Annotated in this window: 18 protein-coding genes; 12 read left to right on the forward strand and 6 right to left on the reverse strand. The window is 62.4% G+C overall.

Going from position 1 to position 21,525, the window contains the following annotated elements; genetic code table 11:
• Positions 1–17: 17 nt before the first annotated feature.
• Positions 18–1,562, reverse strand: a complete 1,545-nt coding sequence (locus HMPREF9695_RS15930; protein WP_006021897.1) for an acetolactate synthase large subunit — start codon at positions 1,560–1,562, stop codon at positions 18–20.
• 300 nt (positions 1,563–1,862) lie between these two features.
• Between HMPREF9695_RS15930 and HMPREF9695_RS15935 the strand changes: the two genes are divergently transcribed.
• Positions 1,863–2,432 carry a L,D-transpeptidase gene (locus HMPREF9695_RS15935; RefSeq protein ID WP_006021898.1) on the forward strand — a complete coding sequence of 190 codons (570 nt, stop codon included), beginning with the start codon at positions 1,863–1,865 and terminating at the stop codon, positions 2,430–2,432.
• Between the two features lie 143 nt (positions 2,433–2,575).
• A complete protein-coding gene (locus tag HMPREF9695_RS15940; protein WP_006021899.1) occupies positions 2,576–3,388 on the forward strand; it encodes a DUF2927 domain-containing protein in 813 nt (270 codons plus the stop codon).
• A 123-nt stretch (positions 3,389–3,511) separates the two neighbouring features.
• On the opposite strand, the gene HMPREF9695_RS15945 is transcribed toward HMPREF9695_RS15940, so the two are convergent.
• Together HMPREF9695_RS15945 and HMPREF9695_RS15950 are read right to left on the reverse strand one after the other, a co-directional pair.
• Complete coding sequence (locus HMPREF9695_RS15945; RefSeq protein ID WP_006021900.1) at positions 3,512–4,684, reverse strand: isovaleryl-CoA dehydrogenase; 1,173 nt, start codon at positions 4,682–4,684, stop codon at positions 3,512–3,514.
• Positions 4,685–4,897: 213 nt separating this feature from the next.
• Positions 4,898–6,379, reverse strand: coding sequence for a methyl-accepting chemotaxis protein (locus tag HMPREF9695_RS15950; protein WP_006021901.1), 1,482 nt, complete (start codon positions 6,377–6,379; stop codon positions 4,898–4,900).
• Positions 6,380–6,610: 231 nt separating this feature from the next.
• Here HMPREF9695_RS15950 and HMPREF9695_RS15955 point away from each other — a divergent pair, with 231 nt between their 5' ends.
• The 6 genes from HMPREF9695_RS15955 (at position 6,611) to HMPREF9695_RS15980 (ending at position 13,046) form a co-directional block, all read left to right on the forward strand.
• Positions 6,611–7,882: a cytochrome P450 gene (locus tag HMPREF9695_RS15955; protein WP_006021902.1), complete on the forward strand. Its 1,272-nt coding sequence runs from the start codon at positions 6,611–6,613 to the stop codon at positions 7,880–7,882.
• 73 nt (positions 7,883–7,955) lie between these two features.
• Positions 7,956–9,221 (forward strand): cytochrome P450, encoded by a 1,266-nt coding sequence (locus HMPREF9695_RS15960; protein ID WP_006021903.1) that lies wholly within the window; start codon positions 7,956–7,958, stop codon positions 9,219–9,221.
• Between the two features lie 17 nt (positions 9,222–9,238).
• Positions 9,239–9,676 (forward strand): PaaI family thioesterase, encoded by a 438-nt coding sequence (locus HMPREF9695_RS15965; RefSeq protein WP_006021904.1) that lies wholly within the window; start codon positions 9,239–9,241, stop codon positions 9,674–9,676.
• Positions 9,673–10,839 (forward strand): acyl-CoA dehydrogenase family protein, encoded by a 1,167-nt coding sequence (locus HMPREF9695_RS15970; RefSeq protein WP_006021905.1) that lies wholly within the window; start codon positions 9,673–9,675, stop codon positions 10,837–10,839. Before HMPREF9695_RS15965 ends, HMPREF9695_RS15970 begins: the two co-directional genes overlap by 4 nt.
• Before the next feature lie 240 nt (positions 10,840–11,079).
• Positions 11,080–12,198: a CaiB/BaiF CoA transferase family protein gene (locus tag HMPREF9695_RS15975; protein ID WP_041712832.1), complete on the forward strand. Its 1,119-nt coding sequence runs from the start codon at positions 11,080–11,082 to the stop codon at positions 12,196–12,198.
• Entirely contained in the window at positions 12,195–13,046 is an 852-nt protein-coding gene (locus HMPREF9695_RS15980) for an HTD2 family dehydratase (protein WP_006021907.1), read from the forward strand. The genes HMPREF9695_RS15975 and HMPREF9695_RS15980 overlap by 4 nt, the downstream gene beginning before the upstream one ends.
• Before the next feature lie 106 nt (positions 13,047–13,152).
• Here the strand turns inward: HMPREF9695_RS15980 and HMPREF9695_RS15985 are convergent, their stop codons facing one another.
• Entirely contained in the window at positions 13,153–13,950 is a 798-nt protein-coding gene (locus HMPREF9695_RS15985) for an SDR family oxidoreductase (RefSeq protein ID WP_006021908.1), read from the reverse strand.
• A gap of 178 nt (positions 13,951–14,128) precedes the next feature.
• On the reverse strand, positions 14,129–14,830 hold the full coding sequence (gene trhA, locus HMPREF9695_RS15990; protein ID WP_006021909.1) for a PAQR family membrane homeostasis protein TrhA: 702 nt from the start codon (positions 14,828–14,830) through the stop codon (positions 14,129–14,131).
• A 208-nt stretch (positions 14,831–15,038) separates the two neighbouring features.
• Here trhA and HMPREF9695_RS15995 point away from each other — a divergent pair, with 208 nt between their 5' ends.
• The 3 genes from HMPREF9695_RS15995 (at position 15,039) to HMPREF9695_RS16005 (ending at position 17,937) form a co-directional block, all read left to right on the forward strand.
• A complete protein-coding gene (locus HMPREF9695_RS15995) occupies positions 15,039–16,508 on the forward strand; it encodes a YcjX family GTP-binding protein (RefSeq protein ID WP_006021910.1) in 1,470 nt (489 codons plus the stop codon).
• Complete coding sequence (locus HMPREF9695_RS16000) at positions 16,505–17,548, forward strand: YcjF family protein (protein WP_006021911.1); 1,044 nt, start codon at positions 16,505–16,507, stop codon at positions 17,546–17,548. Before HMPREF9695_RS15995 ends, HMPREF9695_RS16000 begins: the two co-directional genes overlap by 4 nt.
• 140 nt (positions 17,549–17,688) lie before the next feature.
• On the forward strand, positions 17,689–17,937 hold the full coding sequence (locus HMPREF9695_RS16005) for a hypothetical protein (protein ID WP_006021912.1): 249 nt from the start codon (positions 17,689–17,691) through the stop codon (positions 17,935–17,937).
• Between the two features lie 57 nt (positions 17,938–17,994).
• On the opposite strand, the gene HMPREF9695_RS16010 is transcribed toward HMPREF9695_RS16005, so the two are convergent.
• Positions 17,995–19,560, reverse strand: coding sequence for a glycosyltransferase family 39 protein (locus HMPREF9695_RS16010; protein ID WP_006021913.1), 1,566 nt, complete (start codon positions 19,558–19,560; stop codon positions 17,995–17,997).
• Between the two features lie 168 nt (positions 19,561–19,728).
• Here HMPREF9695_RS16010 and HMPREF9695_RS16015 point away from each other — a divergent pair, with 168 nt between their 5' ends.
• Complete coding sequence (locus HMPREF9695_RS16015; protein WP_006021914.1) at positions 19,729–21,468, forward strand: adenylate/guanylate cyclase domain-containing protein; 1,740 nt, start codon at positions 19,729–19,731, stop codon at positions 21,466–21,468.
• Positions 21,469–21,525 lie beyond the last annotated feature (57 nt).

A 21,525-nucleotide genomic window follows, 5' to 3' on the forward strand; every position in this document is an offset into this window, starting at 1 on the left:
CCTTCCATTATTGTCGGTTACATCACCACTTCGATCAGCCGCGGCCCCTTTTCACGCACCGCGTTGGTCAGCGACTTTGAAAAGTCCTCGGCGGTGGTGACCGACTGAGCGGACACGCCCATACCTTTCGCCAGCGACACCCAGTCGAGGGTGGGATTGTCGATATTCAGCATGTCGAGCGCCTTGCGTCCCGGCTCGCCGGCATCGACGCCTGCAAACTCGCCCTTCAGGATCTGATAGGTGCGGTTGGCGAAGACGATGGTGGTGACATCGAGTCCTTCGCGCGCCTGTGTCCACAACGACTGAAGCGTGTACATCGCGCTGCCGTCACCGACCATGCAGATCACCTTGCGGTCCGGGCAGGCAACCGCGGCGCCGGTCGCGACCGGGGTCGAGAAGCCGATCGAACCGCCCATGTTCTGAAGCCAGTCATGCGGCGCCGCTGCCGCCGTCGGCGGAAAAAAGCCACGGCCGGTGGTGATCGATTCATCGACCACGATGGCATTCTCGGGAATGGCCAGCGCGATCGCCTGCGCGATGGATGCGTGCGTCAGCGCGCCGGTCGGTTTCGCGAGTTCGACAAGCTGCTGCGGTTTCGCGTCGCTCGCCTTGGCGCCGAGTGCATCGGCCAGCGCGTGCAATGCCGCCACCGAATTCTCGCCGGACTCGCACATGCGATGAACCTCACAGCCTTCCGGCTTCAGCAGGCTCGGCTTATTCGGATAGGCGAAGAACGCCACCGGGTCGTTAGTCTCGACCAGAACGATGTGGCGGAAATCCTTCAGGATCGGCAGCGCCTGCTCGATCACATAGGGAATGCGGTCAATGGAGAAGCGGCCGCGGCCGCGCGCCATGCGCGGATTGTAGGTCTGGCCCATGACCTTGCAGCCGGTCTTGCCGGCGATGCGCGCGGCGAGCGCCAGTCCTTCTTCCGTGAGGGCCTTGCCGGTCAGCAGCAGCAGCGTCTGCTCGCCGCTGCGCAGAACGCGGGCCGCCTCGTCGACCGCCTGCGGCGAGTAACTGGCGCGCTGCGAATCCTCCGGCACCTGCGCGATGCCGTCGGCTTCGTTCCAGGCGGTGTCGGCCGGAAGGATGAGTGTCGCGATCTGTCCGGGATGGCTTCTCGCCGCGGCAATGGCGGCGGCGCCGTCGCGCGCGATGGACTTCGAATCCGGCGAGGTTCGGACCCAGGCCGACATCGGCCGCGCGAGACCTTCGATGTCCGACGTCAGCGGCGCGTTGTATTCGATGTGATAGGTCGCATGCTGTCCGACGATGTTGACGATGCCGGAATGCGCCTTCTTGGCGTTGTGCAGATTGGCGAGGCCGTTGGCGAGACCGGGCCCCAGATGCAGCAGTGTCGATGCGGGCTTCCCGGCCATGCGGTAATACCCGTCAGCGGCGCCGGTGACGATGCCTTCGAACAATCCGAGCACGCATCGCATCCCATCGACACGATCCAGCGCGGCGACAAAATGCATCTCCGATGTTCCCGGATTGGTGAAGCAGACATTCACATCGCCCGCGACCAATGTTCGCACCAGACTTTCCGCCCCGTTCATCATTCCACTCCCGCTCAAAGCTTTTTGTTGTGACGCCTTGTTGTGGCGCCGTTAGATGAACCATCCTTATGACAGTTCGTCAAAGCCTGCGGTAGATTGGAACGGCAGCGCGACCGTGCAGGCGGGGCGTGTCTCGCAGAAGTCACGCCCCCGGCGGATAATGGGCTGCCCCGAAGCCTTTCACGCGTCCGTGGGTTGCGAAGACTGGCAAATTGTGGCCTTTCTCGCAGAGTTCATGGCACCTGTTCCCGGTGCGCCAACATTTCCGCCCCGGTCTGACGATCTCTTATGAGGATTCTAATGACGCGCCTTTTGACCGTAATTCTTACCGCAGCGACATTGCTCGGCGGCACCAGCCTCGCGATGGCGGACGCCGAGTACAATCCGCTGGCCGATCTTTTCAGCTTCACGAACCGCAGCGGCACCGGCCCGATACCGCGCACCACGGTCGGTTTCCAGGGCAACTATGCACCGGGCACGATCATCATCGATACCAAGGAACGCCGCCTGTATCTGGTTCAGGAAGGCGGTCGGGCCCTGCGTTACGGCATCGGCGTCGGCCGCGACGGCTTCCGCTGGGGCGGTGTCCATCGCATCACCGCGAAGAAGGAATGGCCGAGCTGGACGCCGCCGGCGCAGATGCTGCGGCGCCGCCCGGATCTGCCGCGCCACATGGTCGGCGGTCCCGACAATCCGCTCGGTGCGCGCGCGATGTATCTCGGCTCGACGCTTTATCGCATTCACGGCTCCAACGAGCCGGAGACGATCGGTCAGGCTGTCTCCTCGGGCTGTTTCCGCATGGTCAATGACGACGTCATCGACCTGTACGATCGGGTGCGGGTCGGCGCGACGGTCATCGTCAAGAACTAGGATTCGGACAGGACCGGCCTCGGCTCGGTCCCTGCCGCAAAACTCTGCAAAGGCCGGCCCTCGTGGCCGGCCTTCTCGTTTTCTCACCGGCTGCCCTGTGCGCTCTTGCATGCGGGCGGCATGACGGCTAGCTCATGTCTGTCATGGAAACGTCATCGGCAATACGGCGGCTGATACCGGGGATCGTCCTTCTGGGCAGCCTGACGCTCAGCACCACATTGTGGTCGCCGACCCTTGCCGAAGGGCCCAATATCAGCGCACGCCAGCGCAATGAAAAGAAGGCTTTCACAGACAGCCAGATCATCGACGGCTTCATGAAGACGGCGTTCGGCGCGGAGTATCATCTCGCCGGACGCGTCGACCGTATCCGCAAATACCACATGCCGGTACGAGTCTTTATCGACGGCTCCACCCGCGCCGACCGGCAGAAGCAGATCGGAAAGGTTGTCGGCGATATCGCAAGGCGCGTGCAGCATCTCGACATCGCGATCACACCCAGGCGCGACGACGCCAACACCATCATCACGCTGGTCCGCGACCGCGACCTTCAGAAAACCATCACGTCATTCTACGGCGCAGAGAAGGCCAAGGAAATTCACGACACGCTGGACCCGCAATGCCTGTCCGGATTTCGCAAGAACGACAACTATGAGATCCAGCATTCGGACGTCATCCTGACGGTCGACAACAGCGACTTCGTGTTCCTCGACTGCGCCTATGAGGAATTGCTGCAATCCCTCGGGCCGATCAACGACACCGATTCGGTGCCGTGGACGATGTTCAACGACGATGTCTCGATGGGCTTCTTCGACATCTACGACCAGTACATCATGAACATTCTTTATGACCCGCGCATCAAGGCCGGCATGACCGTCGACGAGGTACGTGAGGTGCTGCCGGCCCTTCTGCCGGACGTGCGGGCTTGGGTCGCGAAGGTCAACAACCTGCCGCGGTAGCCTTGCATCGCCCGAGCGCGGCTTTGCGCTTCGTCATTGCGAGGAGCTCTTGCGACGAAGCAATCTAGCTTCTTCTTTTTATAATGGATTGCTTCGCTTCGCTCGCAATGACGTCGAGGTCGCCTAAGCCGTCTTGTCGAACAGTTCGCGGCCGATCAGCATGCGGCGGATTTCGCTGGTGCCGGCGCCGATCTCATAGAGCTTGGCGTCGCGCAAGAGCCGCCCGGTCGGGTAGTCGTTGATATAGCCGTTGCCGCCGAGCAACTGGATCGCGTCCAGCGCGCACTGGGTCGCACGCTCCGCCGCGTACAGGATCGCACCCGCGGCGTCCTCGCGCGTGGTCTCGCCGCGATCGCAGGCCTTCGCGACCGCATAGACATAGGCGCGCGACGCATTCATCGTCACATACATGTCGGCGACCTTGCCCTGCACGAGCTGGAAGGTGCCGATCGGCTCGCCGAACTGCTTGCGCTCGTGGATGTAGGGCATCACCACATCGAGGCAGGCCTGCATGATGCCGAGCGGTCCGGCCGCCAGCACGGCGCGCTCATAGTCGAGACCGGACATCAGCACGTTGACGCCGCGTCCGACATTGCCGAGCACGTTCTCTTCCGGGACTTCGCAATCCTCGAACACCAGTTCGCAGGTGTCGGAGCCGCGCATGCCAAACTTGTCGAGCTTCTGTGCGGTCGAAAATCCCTTCATGCCCTTCTCGATCAGGAACGCGGTCATGCCGCGCGGGCCGGCCGCCGGATCGGTCTTGGCGTAGACCACCAGCGTCTCGGCAACAGGACCGTTGGTGATCCACATCTTGTTGCCGTTGAGGACGTAGCGATCGCCCTTCTTGTCGGCGCGCGTCTTCATCGACACGACGTCGGACCCTGCGCCCGGCTCGGACATCGCCAGCGCGCCGACGTGTTCGCCCGAGATCAGCTTCGGGAGATACTTTCGCTTCTGGGCTTCATTGCCGTTGCGGCGGATCTGGTTGACGCACAGGTTGGAGTGCGCGCCATATGACAGCCCTACAGACGCCGAGGCACGGGAGATTTCCTCCATCGCAATACAATGTTCGAGGTAGCCGAGCCCGGAGCCGCCGAAATCTTCCTCAACAGTCATGCCAAGCAGACCCAGCGCGCCCATCTTGGGCCAGAGGTCGCGCGGGAACTGGTTGGTCTTGTCGATCTCTTCGGCGCGGGGCGCGATCTCGTTCGCCGAGAAATCGCGCACGGTTTCGCGGATCGCATCCGCGGTCTCGCCGAGATCGAAATTGAACATGCTGTGTGCGTTCGGAATCATCAGGTTCTCTCCCCGGGTAGCTTTTGCCAGCCCCTTGTTTGGCGGACCATGCCACGGGCCGGTTGCGGGGAGAAGGGCCCCAAGTGCCGGAACGCGCCGGCGCCGTCTTGCGGCAAATCTGCCCCTGGATGCCGGGCAGATGGCCACAAAGCGGGACGCCGAAATGTCTTGTGCCTGACATTTCGGCGGGCAATTTGGTCAGGCGTCGCTGCCTTACGCCAGCGCGCGCGAAGCCTCGCGCACCTTGCGGGTCGATTCATCGACCGAGCGGGTCGCCTGCGCGATATCGGTCATGCTGGAGTTGATGTCGGTCACGCCCTTTGCCGCGACCTGCATGTTGGACGAGATGCTCTGCGTCACCGAGGCCTGCTCCTCGACCGAAGCCGCGATTGCCGCCGAAATCTCGTTGATGCGGGAGATCGTCTGCGTGATCGCCTCGATGACATTGACCGCGCTGGTCGTGGTCCCCTGCACCTCGGCGATCTGAGCGCTGATTTCATCGGTCGCCTTCGCAGTCTGGGTCGCGAGGCTTTTGACTTCCGATGCCACGACGGCAAAGCCCCGGCCCGCCTCGCCGGCGCGCGCCGCCTCGATGGTGGCGTTGAGCGCCAGCAGGTTGGTCTGTTCGGCAATGTTGTTGATGAGCTTGACCACATCGCCGATCTTTTGCGCGGCGATGGCGAGACCCGAAACGATGGCGCTGGTCTCGTTGGCCTGTTGCACCGCCTGCAGCGAGATGGAGAGCGCATCCGACGCCTGGCGGCTGATTTCACTCACCGAAGCTGCAAGCTCCTCCGCACCCGAGGCAACGGCCTGCATGTTGGACGATGTCTGCGTCGATGCGCTCACCGCCGACGTCACCCGCTCGGATGTGGAGGTGACCGCCTCGGTGATCTGCCCGAGGTCGATGTCGATGGATTTCTGCACCTCGCTGCGGCGGATGCGATCCTCGACCTGCGCCGTGGTGTCGGTGGCGAACTTCACCACCTTGACGAGCTTGCCATCCGCGCCCCGGATCGGATTGTAGGAGGCCTGAATCCAGACCATCCTGCCGCCCTTGCCGACGCGCTTGTATTCGGCGGCCTGATAGTCACCCCGGCGCAGCGCATCCCAGAAGTCGCGATAGGCGGCGCTGTCGCGATACTGAGGCTCGACGAACATGCCGTGATGCCTGCCCTGGATCTCGTCCAGCCGGTAGCCGAGCGTCTTCAGGAAGTTCTCGTTGGCGGTGATGATCGTGCCGTCGAGATTGAACTCGATCACGGCCTGCGACTTCTGAATGGCAGCGATCTGGCCTTCGTAATCGGCGCTCTTCAGCTTCTGTTCGGTGATGTCGGTGGCGAACTTCACCACCTTGTACGGCTTGCCGCCGCGGCCCATCAGCGGGTTGTACGACGCCTGGATCCAGATCTGGCGCCCGCCCTTGGCGATGCGGGGAAACTCGCGCGACTGGTGCTCTCCCCGGCGCAGCGCGTCCCAGAATTCGCGATATTCGGCCCGGTCGCGCAGTTCGGGATCGACAAACATGCTGTGGTGTTTGCCCTGAATTTCGTCCAGCCGGTAACCCATGGCAGTTAGGAAATTCGGATTCGCGGTCACGATTGTGCCATCGAGGTTAAACTCGATGATCGCCTGAGATTTGCTAAGCGCATCGAGCTTTGCCGCAAGCTCCTGAGAAGACTTGAACAATTGCATTTTCTATGCCCCTGGGTCAGATTGACGCAGCAAGGCTAGGGTTAACTGGTTAAGCAACTTTTACGCGAACATGTTTGTAATGGTTCCCGCTGATGGAATCCGCATTGTCCTACCGCCTGACGCTTTGGAGCGAAAAAACTCCGGCTTGCTGCGGCGGTAGCGACGCGATGTAATTCTCCCAAGCAAGCCTCCGGGATCAACCCACGGAAGCACGTCAAAGGGAGACGCCCGATGCACGGCACGCTCGATCCTGCGCGGCATTCGGAACTGAACGCGGCGCGCGAGAAGGCCTATTCCACGCCGATCGAGCAATTCAATCCGGGGGACCCCGACCTTTTCCGCAACGATACGTTCTGGCCGTACTTCGAACGGCTGCGCAAGGAAGACCCGGTTCACTACTGCAAGGACAGCCAGTTCGGCGCGTACTGGTCGGTGATGAAGTACAACGACATCATGCATGTCGAGACCAACCACCAGATCTATTCGTCGGAGGCGAGCCTCGGCGGGATCACGATCCGCGATGCACCGCCCGAGTTTCGCCGGCCGATGTTCATCGCGATGGACCAGCCCAAACACAGCGCCCAGCGCAAGACGGTCGCTCCGATGTTCACGCCGACCCATCTCGATGAACTGGCCGGAACCATCCGTCAGCGCGCGGCCCAATGCCTGGACGCACTGCCCCGCAACGCGACCTTCGATTGGGTCGACCGGGTCTCGATCGAACTGACGACCCAGATGCTCGCAACCCTGTTCGATTTTCCATGGGAGGATCGCCGCAAGCTCACGCGATGGTCCGACGTCGCGACCGCCCTTCCCGGCAACACCGACATCATCGCATCGGAGGATGCGCGGCAGGCGGAGTTGCAGGAATGCGCCGCCTATTTCTCGAGACTGTGGAACGAGCGGATCAACGCTCCGCCGAAAAGCGATCTTCTCTCGATGATGGCGCATGCCGAAGCGACGCGGGACATGGACCCCAAGACATTTTTGGGAAACCTCATTCTCCTGATCGTCGGCGGCAACGACACCACCCGCAACTCGCTCTCGGGCGGCCTCTACGCGCTGAACGAAAATCCGGCCGAATACCAGAAGCTGCGCAGCAACCATGCGCTGGTCGACAGCATGGTGCCGGAAGTCATTCGCTGGCAAACGCCGCTGGCCCATATGCGCCGCACCGCGCTGCAGGATACCGAACTGCGCGGCAAGCATATCAAAAAGGGCGACAAGGTCGTGATGTGGTACGTCTCGGGCAACCGGGATGACGAAGTGATCGAGAACCCCGACAGCTTCATCATCGATCGCGCCCGGCCGCGCCAGCATCTGTCGTTCGGCTTCGGTATTCACCGCTGCGTTGGAATTCGCCTAGCGGAATTGCAGTTGAAGATCGTCTGGGAGGAGATTCTCAAGCGCTTCGACAACATCGAAGTGGTCGAGCCGCCGCATCGGGTGTATTCCAGTTTCGTCAAGGGCTACGAGACCCTTCCGGTGCGGCTGGCGTCATAGCAAAGCCGGCTCCGGCAATAAGAATCGGGGCGTCAAACACGCTCATTGGGTATGGGACATAAGGAAGCGAAAGATGCACGGAACAATCACCATGGCCCGCGACGAGCGCCAGAAGGCGGCGCGCGAGAAGGCCTATTCAATGCCGCTGTCGGAATTCCATGTCGGCGCGCCTGAACTGTTCCGGAGCGATACGCTGTGGCCTTACTTCGAGCGGCTGCGCAAGGAAGAGCCCGTGCACTACTGCACGACCTGCCCGGTCGGCGATTACTGGTCGGTGACCAAGTACAACGACATCATGCATGTCGACACCAACGCCGCGATCTTCTCGTCCGATGTCAAATACGGCGGCATCAGCCTGCGCGACGTCGGCGAAAACTATAGCTGGCCGAGCTTCATCGCGATGGACGAGCCAAAGCACGGCCCGCAGCGCAAGACCGTGCAGCCAATGTTTACGCCGGTGCATCTCGATCGCCTTGCCGTTCTCATTCGCGAACGCTCGGCAACCATCCTGGACAACCTGCCGCGCAACGAGACGTTCAACTGGGTCGATCGCGTCTCCATCGAACTCACCACGCAGATGCTGGCGACGCTGTTCGACTTCCCCTGGGAAGACCGCCGCATGCTGACGCGCTGGTCCGACCTCTCCACGGCGTTGCCGAAGAGCGGCATCTACGAGAGCGAAGAGCAGCGCCTGCGCGAGCTTGGCGAATGCGCCGACTACTTCACCCGCCTGTGGAACGAGCGCCTCAAGAATCCGGGGAACGACCTTATTTCGATGATGGCGCACAGCGATGCCATGCGTCACATGAACCGCGACGAACTGCTCGGCAACCTGATCCTGCTGATCGTCGGCGGCAACGACACGACCCGGAACTCGATGAGCGGCTCGGTGCTGGCGCTGAACGAAAATCCCGACCAGTACGACAAGCTGCGCGAGAACCATGCGCTGATCGACAGCTTCGTTCCCGAAGTGATCCGCTGGCAGACACCGCTGGCGCATATGCGCCGCACGGCGCTTGTCGACACCGAGATCGGCGGCAAGAAGATCAGAAAGGGCGACCGCGTCGTCATGTGGTACGTCTCCGGCAACCGCGACGGCGAGATGATCGAAAATCCCGACAGCTTCATCATCGACCGCGCCCGACCGCGCACGCACATGTCGTTCGGCTTCGGCATCCATCGCTGCGTCGGCATGCGGCTGGCCGACCTTCAGCTCAAGATCATCTGGGAAGAAATCCTCAAGCGGTTCGACAACATCGAGGTTGTCGGCGAACCCAAGCGGATCTACTCGAGCTTCGTGAAGGGCTACGAGGAACTGCCCGTTCGCATCAACGCCTGATTGGTGCATTATTCAGCATGACAAAAGTCAATTCCCTGAAACTGCTGGACGCTGTCATGTCGGCGCCCGGCTTTCCAAAGTCGTCCGGAATGCACATCGTGCACGCCGAGCCTGGCCGTGTGACCATCGCCCTGCCGCGCAAACCTGAACTTCTGCAATTCGCCGGCCATTTTCATGGCGGCGTGATCACCGCGCTCGCAGATCAGGCTGCGGGCGCCGCGACGACAACCGCGCTCCCGGAAGGCAAGATCGGGGTGACCGTCGAAATCAAGATCAACTTCCTGAGCCCCGCCGACGGCGATGAACTGATCGCCCGTGCGGAGGTTCTTCAGGCCGGCGGCACGATTGGTGTCGCCAAAGTCGAAATCTTCACCAAAGATGCAAAATCAGAACGCAGATGCGCGTTCGGGACGGCTACAATGCGCGCTGTCGATCTGCCAAAGCCAATGACATGACACATCAAGAAACAGACTTCTCCGACATCCGCGAGTCCGTTGCCAAGCTTTGCGCCCAATTCCCGGGCGAATACTGGCGCAAGCTGGACCGCGAGATGGCGTATCCGAAGGAATTCGTCCAGGCGCTGATCGACGCCGGGTACCTGTCCGTGCTGATCCCGGAAGAGTACGGCGGCTCGGGCCTGAAGCTGTCCGCGGCGGCCGCGATCCTCGAGGAAATCCAGCGATCCGGCTGTAACGGCGGCGCCACCCATGCCCAGATGTACACCATGGGCACGCTGCTGCGGCATGGCAGCGAGGAGCAGAAATCCAAATGGCTGCCGCGCATCGCCAGCGGCGAACTGCGGTTGCAGGCCTTCGGCGTCACCGAGCCGACCAGCGGCACCGATACGTCCTCGCTCAAGACGTTCGCGAAGCGCGAAGGCAACGATCACTACGTGGTCAACGGCCAGAAGATCTGGACCAGCCGCGCCGAATATTCCGACCTGATGATCCTGCTGGCACGCACCACGCCGAAGGAGCAGGCTGCCAAGCGCACCGACGGACTCTCCGTGTTCATCGTCGACATGCAGGAAGCGAAGAAAGCCGGCGGCCTGACCATCCGCCCGATCCGCACCATGATGAACCACGCCACCACCGAAGTGTTCTTCGACAACATGAAGGTGCCCGCCGAAAACCTGATCGGCGAGGAAGGCAAGGGCTTCCGCTACATCCTGTCGGGCATGAATGCAGAGCGCATCCTGATTGCGTCGGAATGCGTCGGCGACGCAAAATGGTTCATCAAAAAGGCGAGCGACTACGCCAAGGAGCGCACCGTGTTCGGCCGTCCCATTGGCCAGAACCAGGGCATCCAGTTTCCGATCGCAAAATCCTACGCCAACATGCGCGCCGCCGAACTGATGGTGAAGGAAGCCACCCGCCTCTATGAAGCGGGCAAGGACTGCGGCGCGGAAGCGAATATGGCCAAGATGCTCGCGGCCGATGCGTCGTTCGAGGCCGCCAACGCCTGCATCCAGACCCATGGCGGCTTCGGCTTTGCGGAGGAATACGACATCGAGCGCAAATTCCGCGAGACGCGGCTCTATTCGGTCGCGCCGATCTCGACCAACCTGATCCTGTCGCATCTGTCCGAGCACGTGCTCGGCATGCCGCGCTCGTATTGATTGTCATTGTGTGTAGGGCGTTTGCGGCGAAGCGATCTGTCTCTTTCTTCTCCCTCTCCCCTCGGGGGAGAGGGTTGGGGTGAGGGGGTTCGGATCCTCGAATGAATATTGATCCCGCTCACCCGGCGCATACGCGCCGACCTCTCCCCGCCGGGGAGAGGTGAGGAAAGCAGGAAGTGGATTGCTTCGCTACACCTGCAATGACAAAACAGAAATCGCACGTCCCAGGGAAATATGCCGATGCTGCCGCTTGAAGGACTGACCGTCATCGCTGTCGAGCAGGCGGTTGCCGCACCGTTCTGCACCTCGCGGCTGGCGGATGCCGGAGCCACCGTGTTCAAGGTCGAGCGGCCGGAAGGCGACTTCGCCCGCGGCTATGACGCCGCGGCGAAGGGCCAGAGCAGCTATTTCGTCTGGCTCAACCGCGGCAAGAAATCCGTGGTGATCGATCTTGCTACCGACGAAGGCCGCAAGACCCTCGAAAGCCTGATCGCCGGCGCGGACGTGCTGGTGCAGAACCTCAAGCCCGGCTCGATGGACAAGCTCGGCTTCACCCGCGAGCGGCTGCGCAAGGATTATCCGGCACTGGTGATCTGCACCATCTCCGGCTACGGCGACGACGGCCCCTACGCCGACCGCAAGGCCTATGACCTGCTGATCCAGGCCGAAAGCGGCCTCGCCTCGATCACCGGCGGCCCGGATGCACCGGCCCGCGTCGGCCTCTCCATCGTGGATATCGCCACCGGTGCGACGGCCCATGCCGCGATCCTCGAGGCCCTGATCGGCCGCTCGCACAGCGGGCAAGGCGCCGACATCCGCATCTCGATGTTCGATGTGATGGCGGACTGGCTCGCCGTTCCGCTTCTGAACGCGGAGGCCGGCACGCCGCCGAAGCGGATCGGCCTCGCCCACACCTCGATCGCGCCCTACGGCGTGTTCACGTCGAAGGACGACCGCGACATCCTGATTTCGATCCAGAGCGAGCGTGAGTGGAAGAAACTCTGCGCAGAAGTTATGGCGATGCCGGACCTGCCGAACGACCCGCGCTTCTGCAACATGGTGGAGCGCGTCCGCAACCGCAAACTGACCGATGACACCGTGGGCGGCGTGTTCAAGACCATGACGCGCGACGACCTGCTCAAGCGCCTGACCGAGGCGGACATCGCCTTCGCCGAGGTCAACACCATGGACGATCTGTCAGTGCATCCGCATCTGCGCCGGATCGAGGTCGCGACGCCAAACGGCCCGGTCGCATATCCCGCGCCCGCTTCCATCGTCATCGGCGAACAGCGGCACTACGGCGCCGTGCCTGCTGTCGGCGATTCCACCGGCGAAATTCCGCGAGGCAAGACATCATGACCGCGAAACCTGACATCGACCACCTGCGCCAGTGGATCGGCCGCACCCAGGAAGCATCCGACGTCATCACCGGGCAACTGGTGAAGGGCCTGCGCGCGACGCTGTTCCTCGACATCGGCAATCCCGTCGACGGCGACGCCGCGCCGTTCACGACGCACTGGTGCCTCGCGCAGCCGGTCGTGCCGATGAGCGAAATTGGCGCAGACGGCCATCCCGCGCGCGGCGGCTTCCTGCCGCCGGTGCCGCTACCGCGCCGGATGTGGGCCGGCGGCCAGATCGAGTTCATCGACCCGCTGCGGGTCGGCGACAAGGTCACGCGCTCGTCGCGCATCTCGGACGTGACGATGAAGACCGGCAGCACCGGGACATTGTGCTTCGTCTCGGTCGAGCACACCATCACCACGCCGCGCGGCGTCGCTATTCGCGAACGCCACGACATCGTCTACCGCGATATGCCCACACCCGGCGATAAACCCGCCGCCGCTCCAGCACCTGCGCCCGCCGGAAAAATCCGCGAGACCCACATGGCCGATCCGGTGCTGCTGTTCCGCTATTCGGCGCTGACTTTCAACGGCCACCGCATCCACTACGACCGCGACTACGTCACCAAGGTCGAGGGTTATCCCGGCCTGATCGTGCATGGTCCGCTGCAGGCGTCGCTGCTGATCGAATTCACCGCCCGTCAGCGCGGCGGCAAGGCGCCCGCAAAGTTTGTTTATCGCGGAGTCAATCCGCTGTTCGATGGCGCGGAATTCAGCGTCAACGGCAATGAGACTGATGCGGGGCTTGAGGTGTGGACGGCGAACGTCGCAGGCGCGCCGACCATGAAGGGCACCGCGAGCTGGTGAAGCAACTCGTCATTGCGAGCGCAGCGAAGCAATCCAGAGCTACAGAAAAGAATGGATTGCTTCGTCGCATTGCTCCTCGCAATGACGAAGTAATCCGTAGAGATTCCTATTTCTTCCCGAACGTCTCGCGCATGCCCGCCTGAATCTTGGCCATGCCGCCGATCCAGCGATCGTAGTTGTCGGTTTTCTTGCGCATGTAGTCGAGCACCTGTGGATGCGGCAGGATCAGGAACGTCTCGCGGTCGATGCCGTCCAGCGCGCATTGCGCGACTTCTTCCGGCGTGAGATTGCCGTCGTGGGACTGCGGCCCCTTCGGCATTCCCCTGATCATGTTGGTTTCCACGCCCTGCGGGCAGAGGATCGAGACGCGGATGTTGTGCGCCTTGTGCGAGATCGCGAGATTCTCCGCAAACCCAACGGCTGCGTGTTTGGTGGTCGAATAGGCGGCGCTGCCGACCTGCGACAGCAGGCCAGCCGCAGAAACGGTGTTGAGGAAGTATCCGCCGCCGCGCGCCCGCATGCGCGGGATCAGATGCCGCGCCGCATAGATGTGCGCCATCACATTGACGGCCCAGCTCTTCGCCCATGGCGCATCCGACGATCCACCGGCATTCTCCGACAGCGGATCGAACTCGCCGATGATACCGGCATTCGAGCAGAACAGATCGATCGGCCCGAACTGCCTTTCGGTTTCATCGATGACGTGGAGAATGTCGCTCTCCTTGCCGACGTCGCAGGCGAACGATGCGCCGCCGATGGCGTCCGCGACGGTCTTGGCGCGCGCGCCGTCGAGATCGGCGACCACGACCCTGGCCGCGCCCTCGCGATGGAAGGTTTCAGCAAGCGCCTGGCCGATGCCATTCGCGCCGCCGGTGACGACGACGACTTTTCCTGCAACTTTCATACGGATGTTTTAGAAGGGAAAGGTGGAGAGATCAATTGGCCTGGAGTCCGGCCTGCAATGCGAATGCCCGTTCAGGCCGTCATTGCGAGCGAAACGAAGCAATCCACGTTTGAAACGGAAAGAAAGCTGGATTGCTTCGTCGCAAACGCTCCTCGCAATGACGAAGGGAAAACTCTGTTCAGGCCGCGACCAGAACCATATCGAGCACCGCAGTGTAGTGCAGCGCAGCAGCCAGCAGCACGAAGGAATGCCAGATTGCATTCTGAAACCGCAGCCGCTCCCAGGCGTGGAAGACCACGCCGAGTGAGTAGATCAGCCCGCCTGCCGCGATCAGCCACAGCGTCGAGTTCGGCAGCGAAGCCACCAGGCTGTCGTAGGCGATGACACCGCTCCATCCCATCGCGAGATAGAGCCCGACCGACAGACGATCGAACCGGCCGGGCAGAAAGATCTTGAGCGCGATACCGGCTGCGGCGACCGACCACACGCCGATCAGCAGCGCGGTCGACATGAAACGATCGTTCATCTGCGCGAGGAACGGTGTGTAGGTGGCGGCAATCAGAATGTAGATCGCGGAGTGATCGAAGCGGCGCAGCAGCCATTTGGCGGGCGAGACAGGCCACAGATTATATGTGGCCGACAGCCCCAGCATGGCGAGCAGTCCTGCGACGTAAACCGACACCGAAACGATTTCCTTGGTCGAGGCATACAGCGCGGCGAGAACGACAAGAGCTATTGCGGCGATCAGTCCGAAAGCAATGCCGAGCACATGAACGACGCCGTCCGCGATCAGTTCGGCGCGATCGTAGTCCCAGCGCACCACGCCACCGCCGGCGACGCGGGCATGAGAGCTGAGTTGCTTCAACCGGAAGATCGTCATGGGCACAGCCGGGGTTATCGGTCCACTTTACATAAGCAACAATTATAAACCTGGTGACGGTCAAAGAAACCTGAAAGGGAGGGGATCAGGATTCAAACCGGAAACTTGATTTCCGCCCCATAAATCTCCAGCTTCATAAAACTGTCGCGCGGCGCTTTCCTTACGTCAGTCATTGATCCCCTCAGTCCGATAAAGTCTTGATCGAATTATGGCACCCAGCTTTTCGGACATTGTCGAAGAGACCCGCCTTTCCATCCGGTCTCTGATCGATTACGGCGAAAGCCTGTTCAATCCCACCGTGCGGCTTGGCGTCACAGGCCTGTCACGCGCCGGCAAGACCGTCTTCATTACTGCGCTCGTCCACGGCCTCTTGCGCGGCGGCCGCTTCCCGGTGTTCGAGTCACTGGCGACGGGGCGCATCGCCCGCGCCCGGCTTGAACCGCAGCCCGACGACGCGGTGCCGCGCTTTGGCTACGAGGGGCACGTCCGCACATTGATCGAGGACCGGCGATGGCCCCGCTCGACCACGGACATCAGCGAACTTCGGCTTGTGATCGAATACCAGCGGCAGAACGCGGCGGCGCGCACGCTGACGCTCGATCTCGTGGACTATCCCGGCGAATGGCTGCTCGACCTGCCGCTCCTGAACAAGAGCTACGAGCAATGGTCGGCAGAGAGCCTCGCGCTCTCGCGGCGCGAGCCGCGCGCGCGGCTGGCAAAGCAGTGGCACGCGCATCTTGCCACCCTTGAGCCGAAGGAGCGCGAAGACGAACAGGCAACACTCACCGCCGCCAAACTGTTCACCGACTATCTGCGCGCCTGCCGCGATGAACGCTTCGCCATGAGCCTCTTGCCGCCCGGCCGCTTCCTGATGCCGGGCAATCTTGCAGGCTCGCCTGCGCTCACTTTCGCGCCGCTGGATGTGCCGCAGGATGGCGCCGCGCCGGACGGCTCGCTGTGGGCGATGATGAGGCGGCGCTACGAGGCCTACAAGGACGTGGTGGTGCGGCCGTTCTTCCGCGATCACTTCACGCGGCTCGATCGCCAGATCGTGCTGGTCGATGCGCTCGCGGCTTTCAATGCCGGTCCGGAGGCATTGAAAGATCTCGAAGGCGCACTGTCCGGCATTCTCGATTGTTTCAACATCGGGCGCAGCACATTCGTCAGTTCGCTGTTCCGGCCGCGCATCGACAAGATCCTGTTCGCCGCCACCAAGGCCGATCACCTGCACCACACCAGTCACGACCGGCTCGAAGCGATCCTGAAACGCATGGTCGAACGCGCCGCCTCGCGCGCCGAGTATGCCGGGGCATCCGTCGACGTGGTCGCGCTCGCCGCCGTGCGTGCGACACGCGAAGCCATGGTTCAGCAGGGCCGCGAGAAACTGCCCTCGATCCTCGGCACGCCCGAGGAAGGCGAAATGTCCGGCGACGAGGTGTTCGACGGAGAGACGGAAGTGGCGACCTTCCCCGGCGACCTTCCGGCCAAGCTCGACGACCTGTTCAGCGGCGATGGCACATTCCGCGGCCTGTCCAACACCGCATCCGACCAGACCGACTTCCGGTTTCTGCGCTTTCGTCCGCCTTTGCTCGTCCGCGAGGGTGGCGAAGAGCCTGCGCTGCCCCATATCCGCCTCGACCGTGCGCTTCAGTTTCTGATCGGAGACAAGCTGCAATGAGCGACAAGCCGCATCACCGCAAGCCGGCAGCGTTCAAGCTCGACGATCCCCGTGTCATCCTGATGGATGCGGAGGAGGATCCCGCGCGCCCTGCGCGCGGCAAGGTTCACATCACCCCGGAAGCCGATCCCGCCCTGCTTCCGGTCCCCATCGACGAACCGGCCGCCCCTGCCCGCAAGGGCTTCGGCTGGGGCGGCGTGTTCTGGACCGCGCTCGCCGGTCTGGTCGTGCTCGGCCTCGGCCTGGGCATTTCCAATCTGGTCGAGGACCTGTTCAACCGCAGCACCAGCCTCGGCTATATCGGGCTGATGTTCGCGATCCTCGCCGTCGTGGCGCTGGTGGCCATCATCGCGCGCGAGGCGTTGAGTCTGGCGCGTCTGGAGACCATCGAGAAGCTTCATGCGCGCGCCAACGCGGTGCTGCTCAGCGACGACCGCAAGGAAAGCGACGCCATCGTCCGCGACCTGCTCAAGATCGCCCATGACAATCCGAGGCTCGCCCGCGCCCGCGCCGCGCTCGAAGAGCATGGCCGCGACATCATCGACGGCGCCGACATGGTGCGCCTCGCCGAGCGCGAACTGATGACGCCGCTCGACCAGGAAGCGCGGCGGCTGGTGTCGAGCGCCGCGCAGCGCGTCTCGCTGGTCACCGCTGTCAGTCCCGGCGCGGTCATCGACATGCTGTTCGTGTTCGCGGCCGCGCTGCGCCTGGTGCGGCAACTGGCCCGGCTTTATGGCGGACGGCCCGGCACGCTCGGCATGATCCGGCTGATGCGCCATGTCATCGCGCATCTGGCGCTGACCGGCGGCATGGCCGCCAGCGACAGCCTGATCCAGCAGATGCTGGGGCATGGCATCACCGCGAAGCTGTCGGCCAAGCTCGGCGAAGGCCTGCTCAACGGGTTGCTCACCGCGCGGCTCGGCCTCGCCGCCATCGACGTGACGCGGCCGCTGCCGTTCGAGGCGCTGCCGCGCCCGGCGCTGTCGGACCTCGCCAGGGATCTGCTGAAGCGTGTGGGCGGCGACGATCAGAAATCCTGAGCCGCCTTCGCTCAAATGGAAAACCTGAGGCATTTCAAAGCCAGAAACGTCGGTGAACCTGTTGTCCGGGTCGCGCGACCAATCTGCAAGGGGTGGATTTCCGTCAACCCGCGCAGATCGCGCTACTCAGGAGTACGACCATGTTTCGCAAACTTGCTCTGGCAATTGCCGCGTCCGCTGCCCTCGGTGCAGCCGCCCTCGCCCCCACCTCCGCGTCCGCCGGCGGCTGGCATGGCCATCACTGGGGTCATGGCTGGGGCCACGGCTATGGCTTCGGTTTCAGCCCTGTGATCGTGAGCGACGGCTATGCGGATGACGGCTGTTACGTGCAGCGCCGCGTTCGCACGCCTTACGGCTTCCGCTGGCGGACCGTGAACATCTGCTACTGATTTCCGGCTTGGCCTGAATCAAAAATCCCGGCTGCTTGATGCAGCCGGGATGTTTCGTCAGTTCAGCAATCGCCATTTGTAGAACGGCGAATCCGGAGGCGGCGACAGTTCAGGCATCCATCCGGTAACTGTCTTGAATGCGAACGGCTCGATCACCACACCGCGCCATGTCCGATCAGCCTGTCCGACAAGACGCAGCACGGCCGGGGTCTTCGTCTCTATCACGTTGCCGTCGTTAGGTGCGCTGTCGACATACAGCCCGATGCCGGATGTCATGGCCGCGCTTGCGGTATCCCTGAATCCGATGAAGCGGCTGCGCTCATTCACCTGCACCACCGGAATGCTGTCCTTCAGATGCCAGCGCAGTTCCGCGTAAATCCGGTAATCGAGGGTCGCGATCCATGTCGCGCCAACTTTATCGGCGACGGCTTTTGCCTGTCTGGCGATCTCGCCATAACCCGCCTCTTTTGCAATCGGGTCTTGTTTGGCCGCGACCGCGAAATTGCTGACGCTGTAGTAATAGAAAATCGCAACATTCAGCACGAATCCGAGGATCACCGCAGCTTTCGCCCATGGCGCTGCCGTGCGCGCAATCCAGCCTGAATGATTTTCTTTTGCGATTTCGACAAGGTTGATAGCAGCGGCAGCAAAGGCGAACGGCCAGATCAGCATTGGCCAGGTGTCGCCGATCCGCAGCGAGAAGGATTTCCAGAGGAAGTAAGCAAACGGCGCGAGCGCGCAGGTCGAAATCAGAATGAACGCCGGATTCTGCTGACGATAACCGCGCCACGCCAGCATCACCGATCCGGCAAGCGCCACCGGGAACAGGATCGGGCCGACCAGCGCCAGTTGAAGTCCTAAGAAATCGCCGACGGTCCGCGCCGAAATGCCATGATCCGCACCGGCGCGGATGAACTGGAATTTGAACGACGCCCAGTCGTGTTGCCAATTCCAGATCAGCACCGGCGAGAACACCAGGAGCGCAATGACCAGCGCGATCCACGGATACGGGCTGCGCAGCCAGCGCATCCGCCACGGCGGCACCAGCAAAAACGCCAGTATTGCCGGGGCAAAGAAAATCGCAGTGTATTTCGACAGCAGCGCCAAACCGCCGAACAGTCCCGCCGCGAGCCACCAGCGGCCGTCATTGCTTTGCGTCAACCGCACCAGCGACCAGACCATCGCGAGTGAAAACGGGATCAGCGCGACATCGGGCAGAATGCGCGACGCGAACAGGCCGTACTCGGGCGCCACAAGCGGCATCAGCACGGCGAGAACCACCGCGCTGCGATCGCGCGTCAAACGCCAGACGATATCGCCAAGGAGCGCGGCGGCGATCCACATTGCCAGCAATCCGCCGAAGCGTGCGCCGAAATTGGTATCCCCGAAAATCGCCGTTCCGAACCGCACGACCCAGGCGATCATCGGCGGATGATCGAGATAGGAGAGCACGTTTTCCCTGGAGAACGTCCAGTAATAGGCTTCGTCCGTACGCAGATCGGCCGTGGCGGCGTACACCACCTGCAATGTCACAAGAACAGCAATGGCAGCGGCCGCGACAAGCATCGCGCGCGGCGTCAGACGCCCGGGCTCTATCGTTCCGGCAGTGTTCGCTCTCCCCATGCGGTTAGCTTTTCCGCGACCGGGCCGGTGAAGTCAAACACACGTTTGCTTCACCGTCTTGTCAAACGATCGCACGATCATCGGCCATGGCGCTGCCGCAACATCTCCGTTAGGATTCTGCCGCCTCCGGACGATCCGGGCGCGATATGGCTTCGGACCCTTTTCAGCATGGCAGAGACCGCTGCATCACCCCTTCGCCGCGTCATCCGCGGCATCGGAATTCGGCAGGTGCGGCTGGTCACCGGCCTTGTCCTGTTTGCCTATGTCATCAGCCATTTCGCCAATCACGCACTCGGCAATGTCTCGCTCGGCGCGATGGACGATGGCCTCTATTATCATGCGGTGTTCTGGAAGAGCTGGCCGATGACCATCGTGCTCTACGGCTCGGTGGCGATACATCTGGGCCTGGGAATCTGGGCGCTCTATGCGCGCCGGCACTTTCGCTGGACCGGCGTCGAACTTACACAGCTCGTGTTCGGCCTCAGCATCCCGGTGTTCATCATCAGCCATGTGATCGGTGTCCGCCTGGCTGCATCCTTGTTTGGCCATGAAAAGGATTACCCGCAGGTCTTTTTTGCCTACTGGGTCTACCGCCCGGAGATGCAATGGTCGATGTACGCCGTGCTGCTGGTGTCGTGGATTCACGGCTGCATCGGAATTTACTTCTGGGTCCGGGGAAAACCGTATTTCAAGAAGATTGCATCGCTGCTCCTGGCTCTCGCGGTAATCCTGCCGACGGTGTCGATGCTGGGCCTCTATCAGGCCAGCCGAACGGTGCAGGTCGCAAGCACTGCTCCCGAATGGCGCGCAGAGATTCTGTCGCGCGAAAAGATCGGCACCCCCGCCGAGCAGGTCACTCTCGAACAGATCAGTTCGTACACGTTGTACGGGTACTTCGGCCTGATCGGCCTCGCCCTTGTTGCCCGCGGCGTCCGTGCGCTGCTGGAGCGCCGCCGCGGCCTCGTCAGGCTGTCCTACGGCAACGGCAAGACAGTCCGGATCCCGGTCGGCCTGAGTGTCCTTGAGGCCAGCACGCGCTTCAACATTCCTCATTCGAGTGTCTGCGGCGGCCGGGCGCGATGCTCGACCTGCCGCATCCGCATCATCGGCGATTGCAGCGCGTTGCCCGAACCATCGAACCGCGAGACCTTTGTGCTGGATCGCGTCGGCACCGGCGGCGATCCCGCCATTCGCCTGGCCTGCCAGCTACGCCCTCACACCGATCTTGCGTTCTTCCAGATCTTTCCCGCGCATACGGATGCGTCCTCGGCTGCAACCATCAGGCCTGCGCTTCCGGGCCGGGAACGCTACGTCGTCAGCATGTTCGTGGACATGCGCGGATCGACCAAACTCGCCGAAAAACTTCTGCCGTTCGATACCGTTTTCATCATCAACCGCTTCCTGACGGCTGTCTCACAGGCCGTGGTCGAATGCGGCGGACAGCCGAACCAGTTCGTCGGCGACGGCCAACTGGCGCTGTTCGGCCTGTCCACCAATCCGCAGACGGCCTGCCGGCAGGCGATCGAAGCCGCGTCGCGGATCGCGATTCATGTCGATGCGCTGAATGAATTTCTCGGTGACGACGTGCCGGAACCGCTGCGGTTCGGGATCGGCATTCATGCCGGCGAGGTCATCATCGGCGACATCGGGTCCGAGGAACACACCGTCTTCACCGCGCTGGGCGATTCCGTAAATGTCGCTGCGCGCCTGCAGGACATGACCAAGGCCCTGTCCTGCGAGGTCGTGGTGTCCGGGGACGTGCTGAAAACGGCAAATCTTCCGGCGACCAATTTGCCGCAGGTCGAGGTTCCCATCCGCGGCCGGGTCGAGCCGCTGATCGTCTACACGGCCGAAAAAGCCGGAATGCTGTCGGATCTCGTCGCCGATTTCGCAGTTGCAGCAGCGTGAAACCGCCAAATTCGAGCAAAGTTTGAGCGAAAGCGGCCGGCGCCATCGCCATTTTCG

The organism is Afipia broomeae ATCC 49717, from assembly GCF_000314675.2.
In the GTDB taxonomy this organism is placed as follows: Bacteria; Pseudomonadota; Alphaproteobacteria; order Rhizobiales; family Xanthobacteraceae; genus Afipia; species Afipia broomeae.

What these genes read in the sequence shown, in the direction of transcription:
- HMPREF9695_RS15980 (WP_006021907.1), top strand. Translation starts at nt 12,195, where the DNA reads ATGACCGCGAAACCTGACATCGACCACCTGCGCCAGTGGATCGGCCGC.
- HMPREF9695_RS16015 (WP_006021914.1), top strand. Translation starts at nt 19,729, where the DNA reads ATGGCAGAGACCGCTGCATCACCCCTTCGCCGCGTCATCCGCGGCATC.
- HMPREF9695_RS15970 (WP_006021905.1), top strand. Translation starts at nt 9,673, where the DNA reads ATGACACATCAAGAAACAGACTTCTCCGACATCCGCGAGTCCGTTGCC.
- HMPREF9695_RS15940 (WP_006021899.1), top strand. Translation starts at nt 2,576, where the DNA reads ATGGAAACGTCATCGGCAATACGGCGGCTGATACCGGGGATCGTCCTT.
- HMPREF9695_RS15975 (WP_041712832.1), top strand. Translation starts at nt 11,080, where the DNA reads ATGCTGCCGCTTGAAGGACTGACCGTCATCGCTGTCGAGCAGGCGGTT.
- HMPREF9695_RS15985 (WP_006021908.1), bottom strand. Translation starts at nt 13,950, where the DNA reads ATGAAAGTTGCAGGAAAAGTCGTCGTCGTCACCGGCGGCGCGAATGGC.
- HMPREF9695_RS15955 (WP_006021902.1), top strand. Translation starts at nt 6,611, where the DNA reads ATGCACGGCACGCTCGATCCTGCGCGGCATTCGGAACTGAACGCGGCG.
- HMPREF9695_RS15960 (WP_006021903.1), top strand. Translation starts at nt 7,956, where the DNA reads ATGCACGGAACAATCACCATGGCCCGCGACGAGCGCCAGAAGGCGGCG.
- HMPREF9695_RS16005 (WP_006021912.1), top strand. Translation starts at nt 17,689, where the DNA reads ATGTTTCGCAAACTTGCTCTGGCAATTGCCGCGTCCGCTGCCCTCGGT.
- HMPREF9695_RS15935 (WP_006021898.1), top strand. Translation starts at nt 1,863, where the DNA reads ATGACGCGCCTTTTGACCGTAATTCTTACCGCAGCGACATTGCTCGGC.
- HMPREF9695_RS15965 (WP_006021904.1), top strand. Translation starts at nt 9,239, where the DNA reads ATGACAAAAGTCAATTCCCTGAAACTGCTGGACGCTGTCATGTCGGCG.
- HMPREF9695_RS15995 (WP_006021910.1), top strand. Translation starts at nt 15,039, where the DNA reads ATGGCACCCAGCTTTTCGGACATTGTCGAAGAGACCCGCCTTTCCATC.
- HMPREF9695_RS16000 (WP_006021911.1), top strand. Translation starts at nt 16,505, where the DNA reads ATGAGCGACAAGCCGCATCACCGCAAGCCGGCAGCGTTCAAGCTCGAC.
- HMPREF9695_RS15950 (WP_006021901.1), bottom strand. Translation starts at nt 6,379, where the DNA reads ATGCAATTGTTCAAGTCTTCTCAGGAGCTTGCGGCAAAGCTCGATGCG.
- HMPREF9695_RS16010 (WP_006021913.1), bottom strand. Translation starts at nt 19,560, where the DNA reads ATGGGGAGAGCGAACACTGCCGGAACGATAGAGCCCGGGCGTCTGACG.
- trhA (WP_006021909.1), bottom strand. Translation starts at nt 14,830, where the DNA reads ATGACGATCTTCCGGTTGAAGCAACTCAGCTCTCATGCCCGCGTCGCC.
- HMPREF9695_RS15945 (WP_006021900.1), bottom strand. Translation starts at nt 4,684, where the DNA reads ATGATTCCGAACGCACACAGCATGTTCAATTTCGATCTCGGCGAGACC.
- HMPREF9695_RS15930 (WP_006021897.1), bottom strand. Translation starts at nt 1,562, where the DNA reads ATGAACGGGGCGGAAAGTCTGGTGCGAACATTGGTCGCGGGCGATGTG.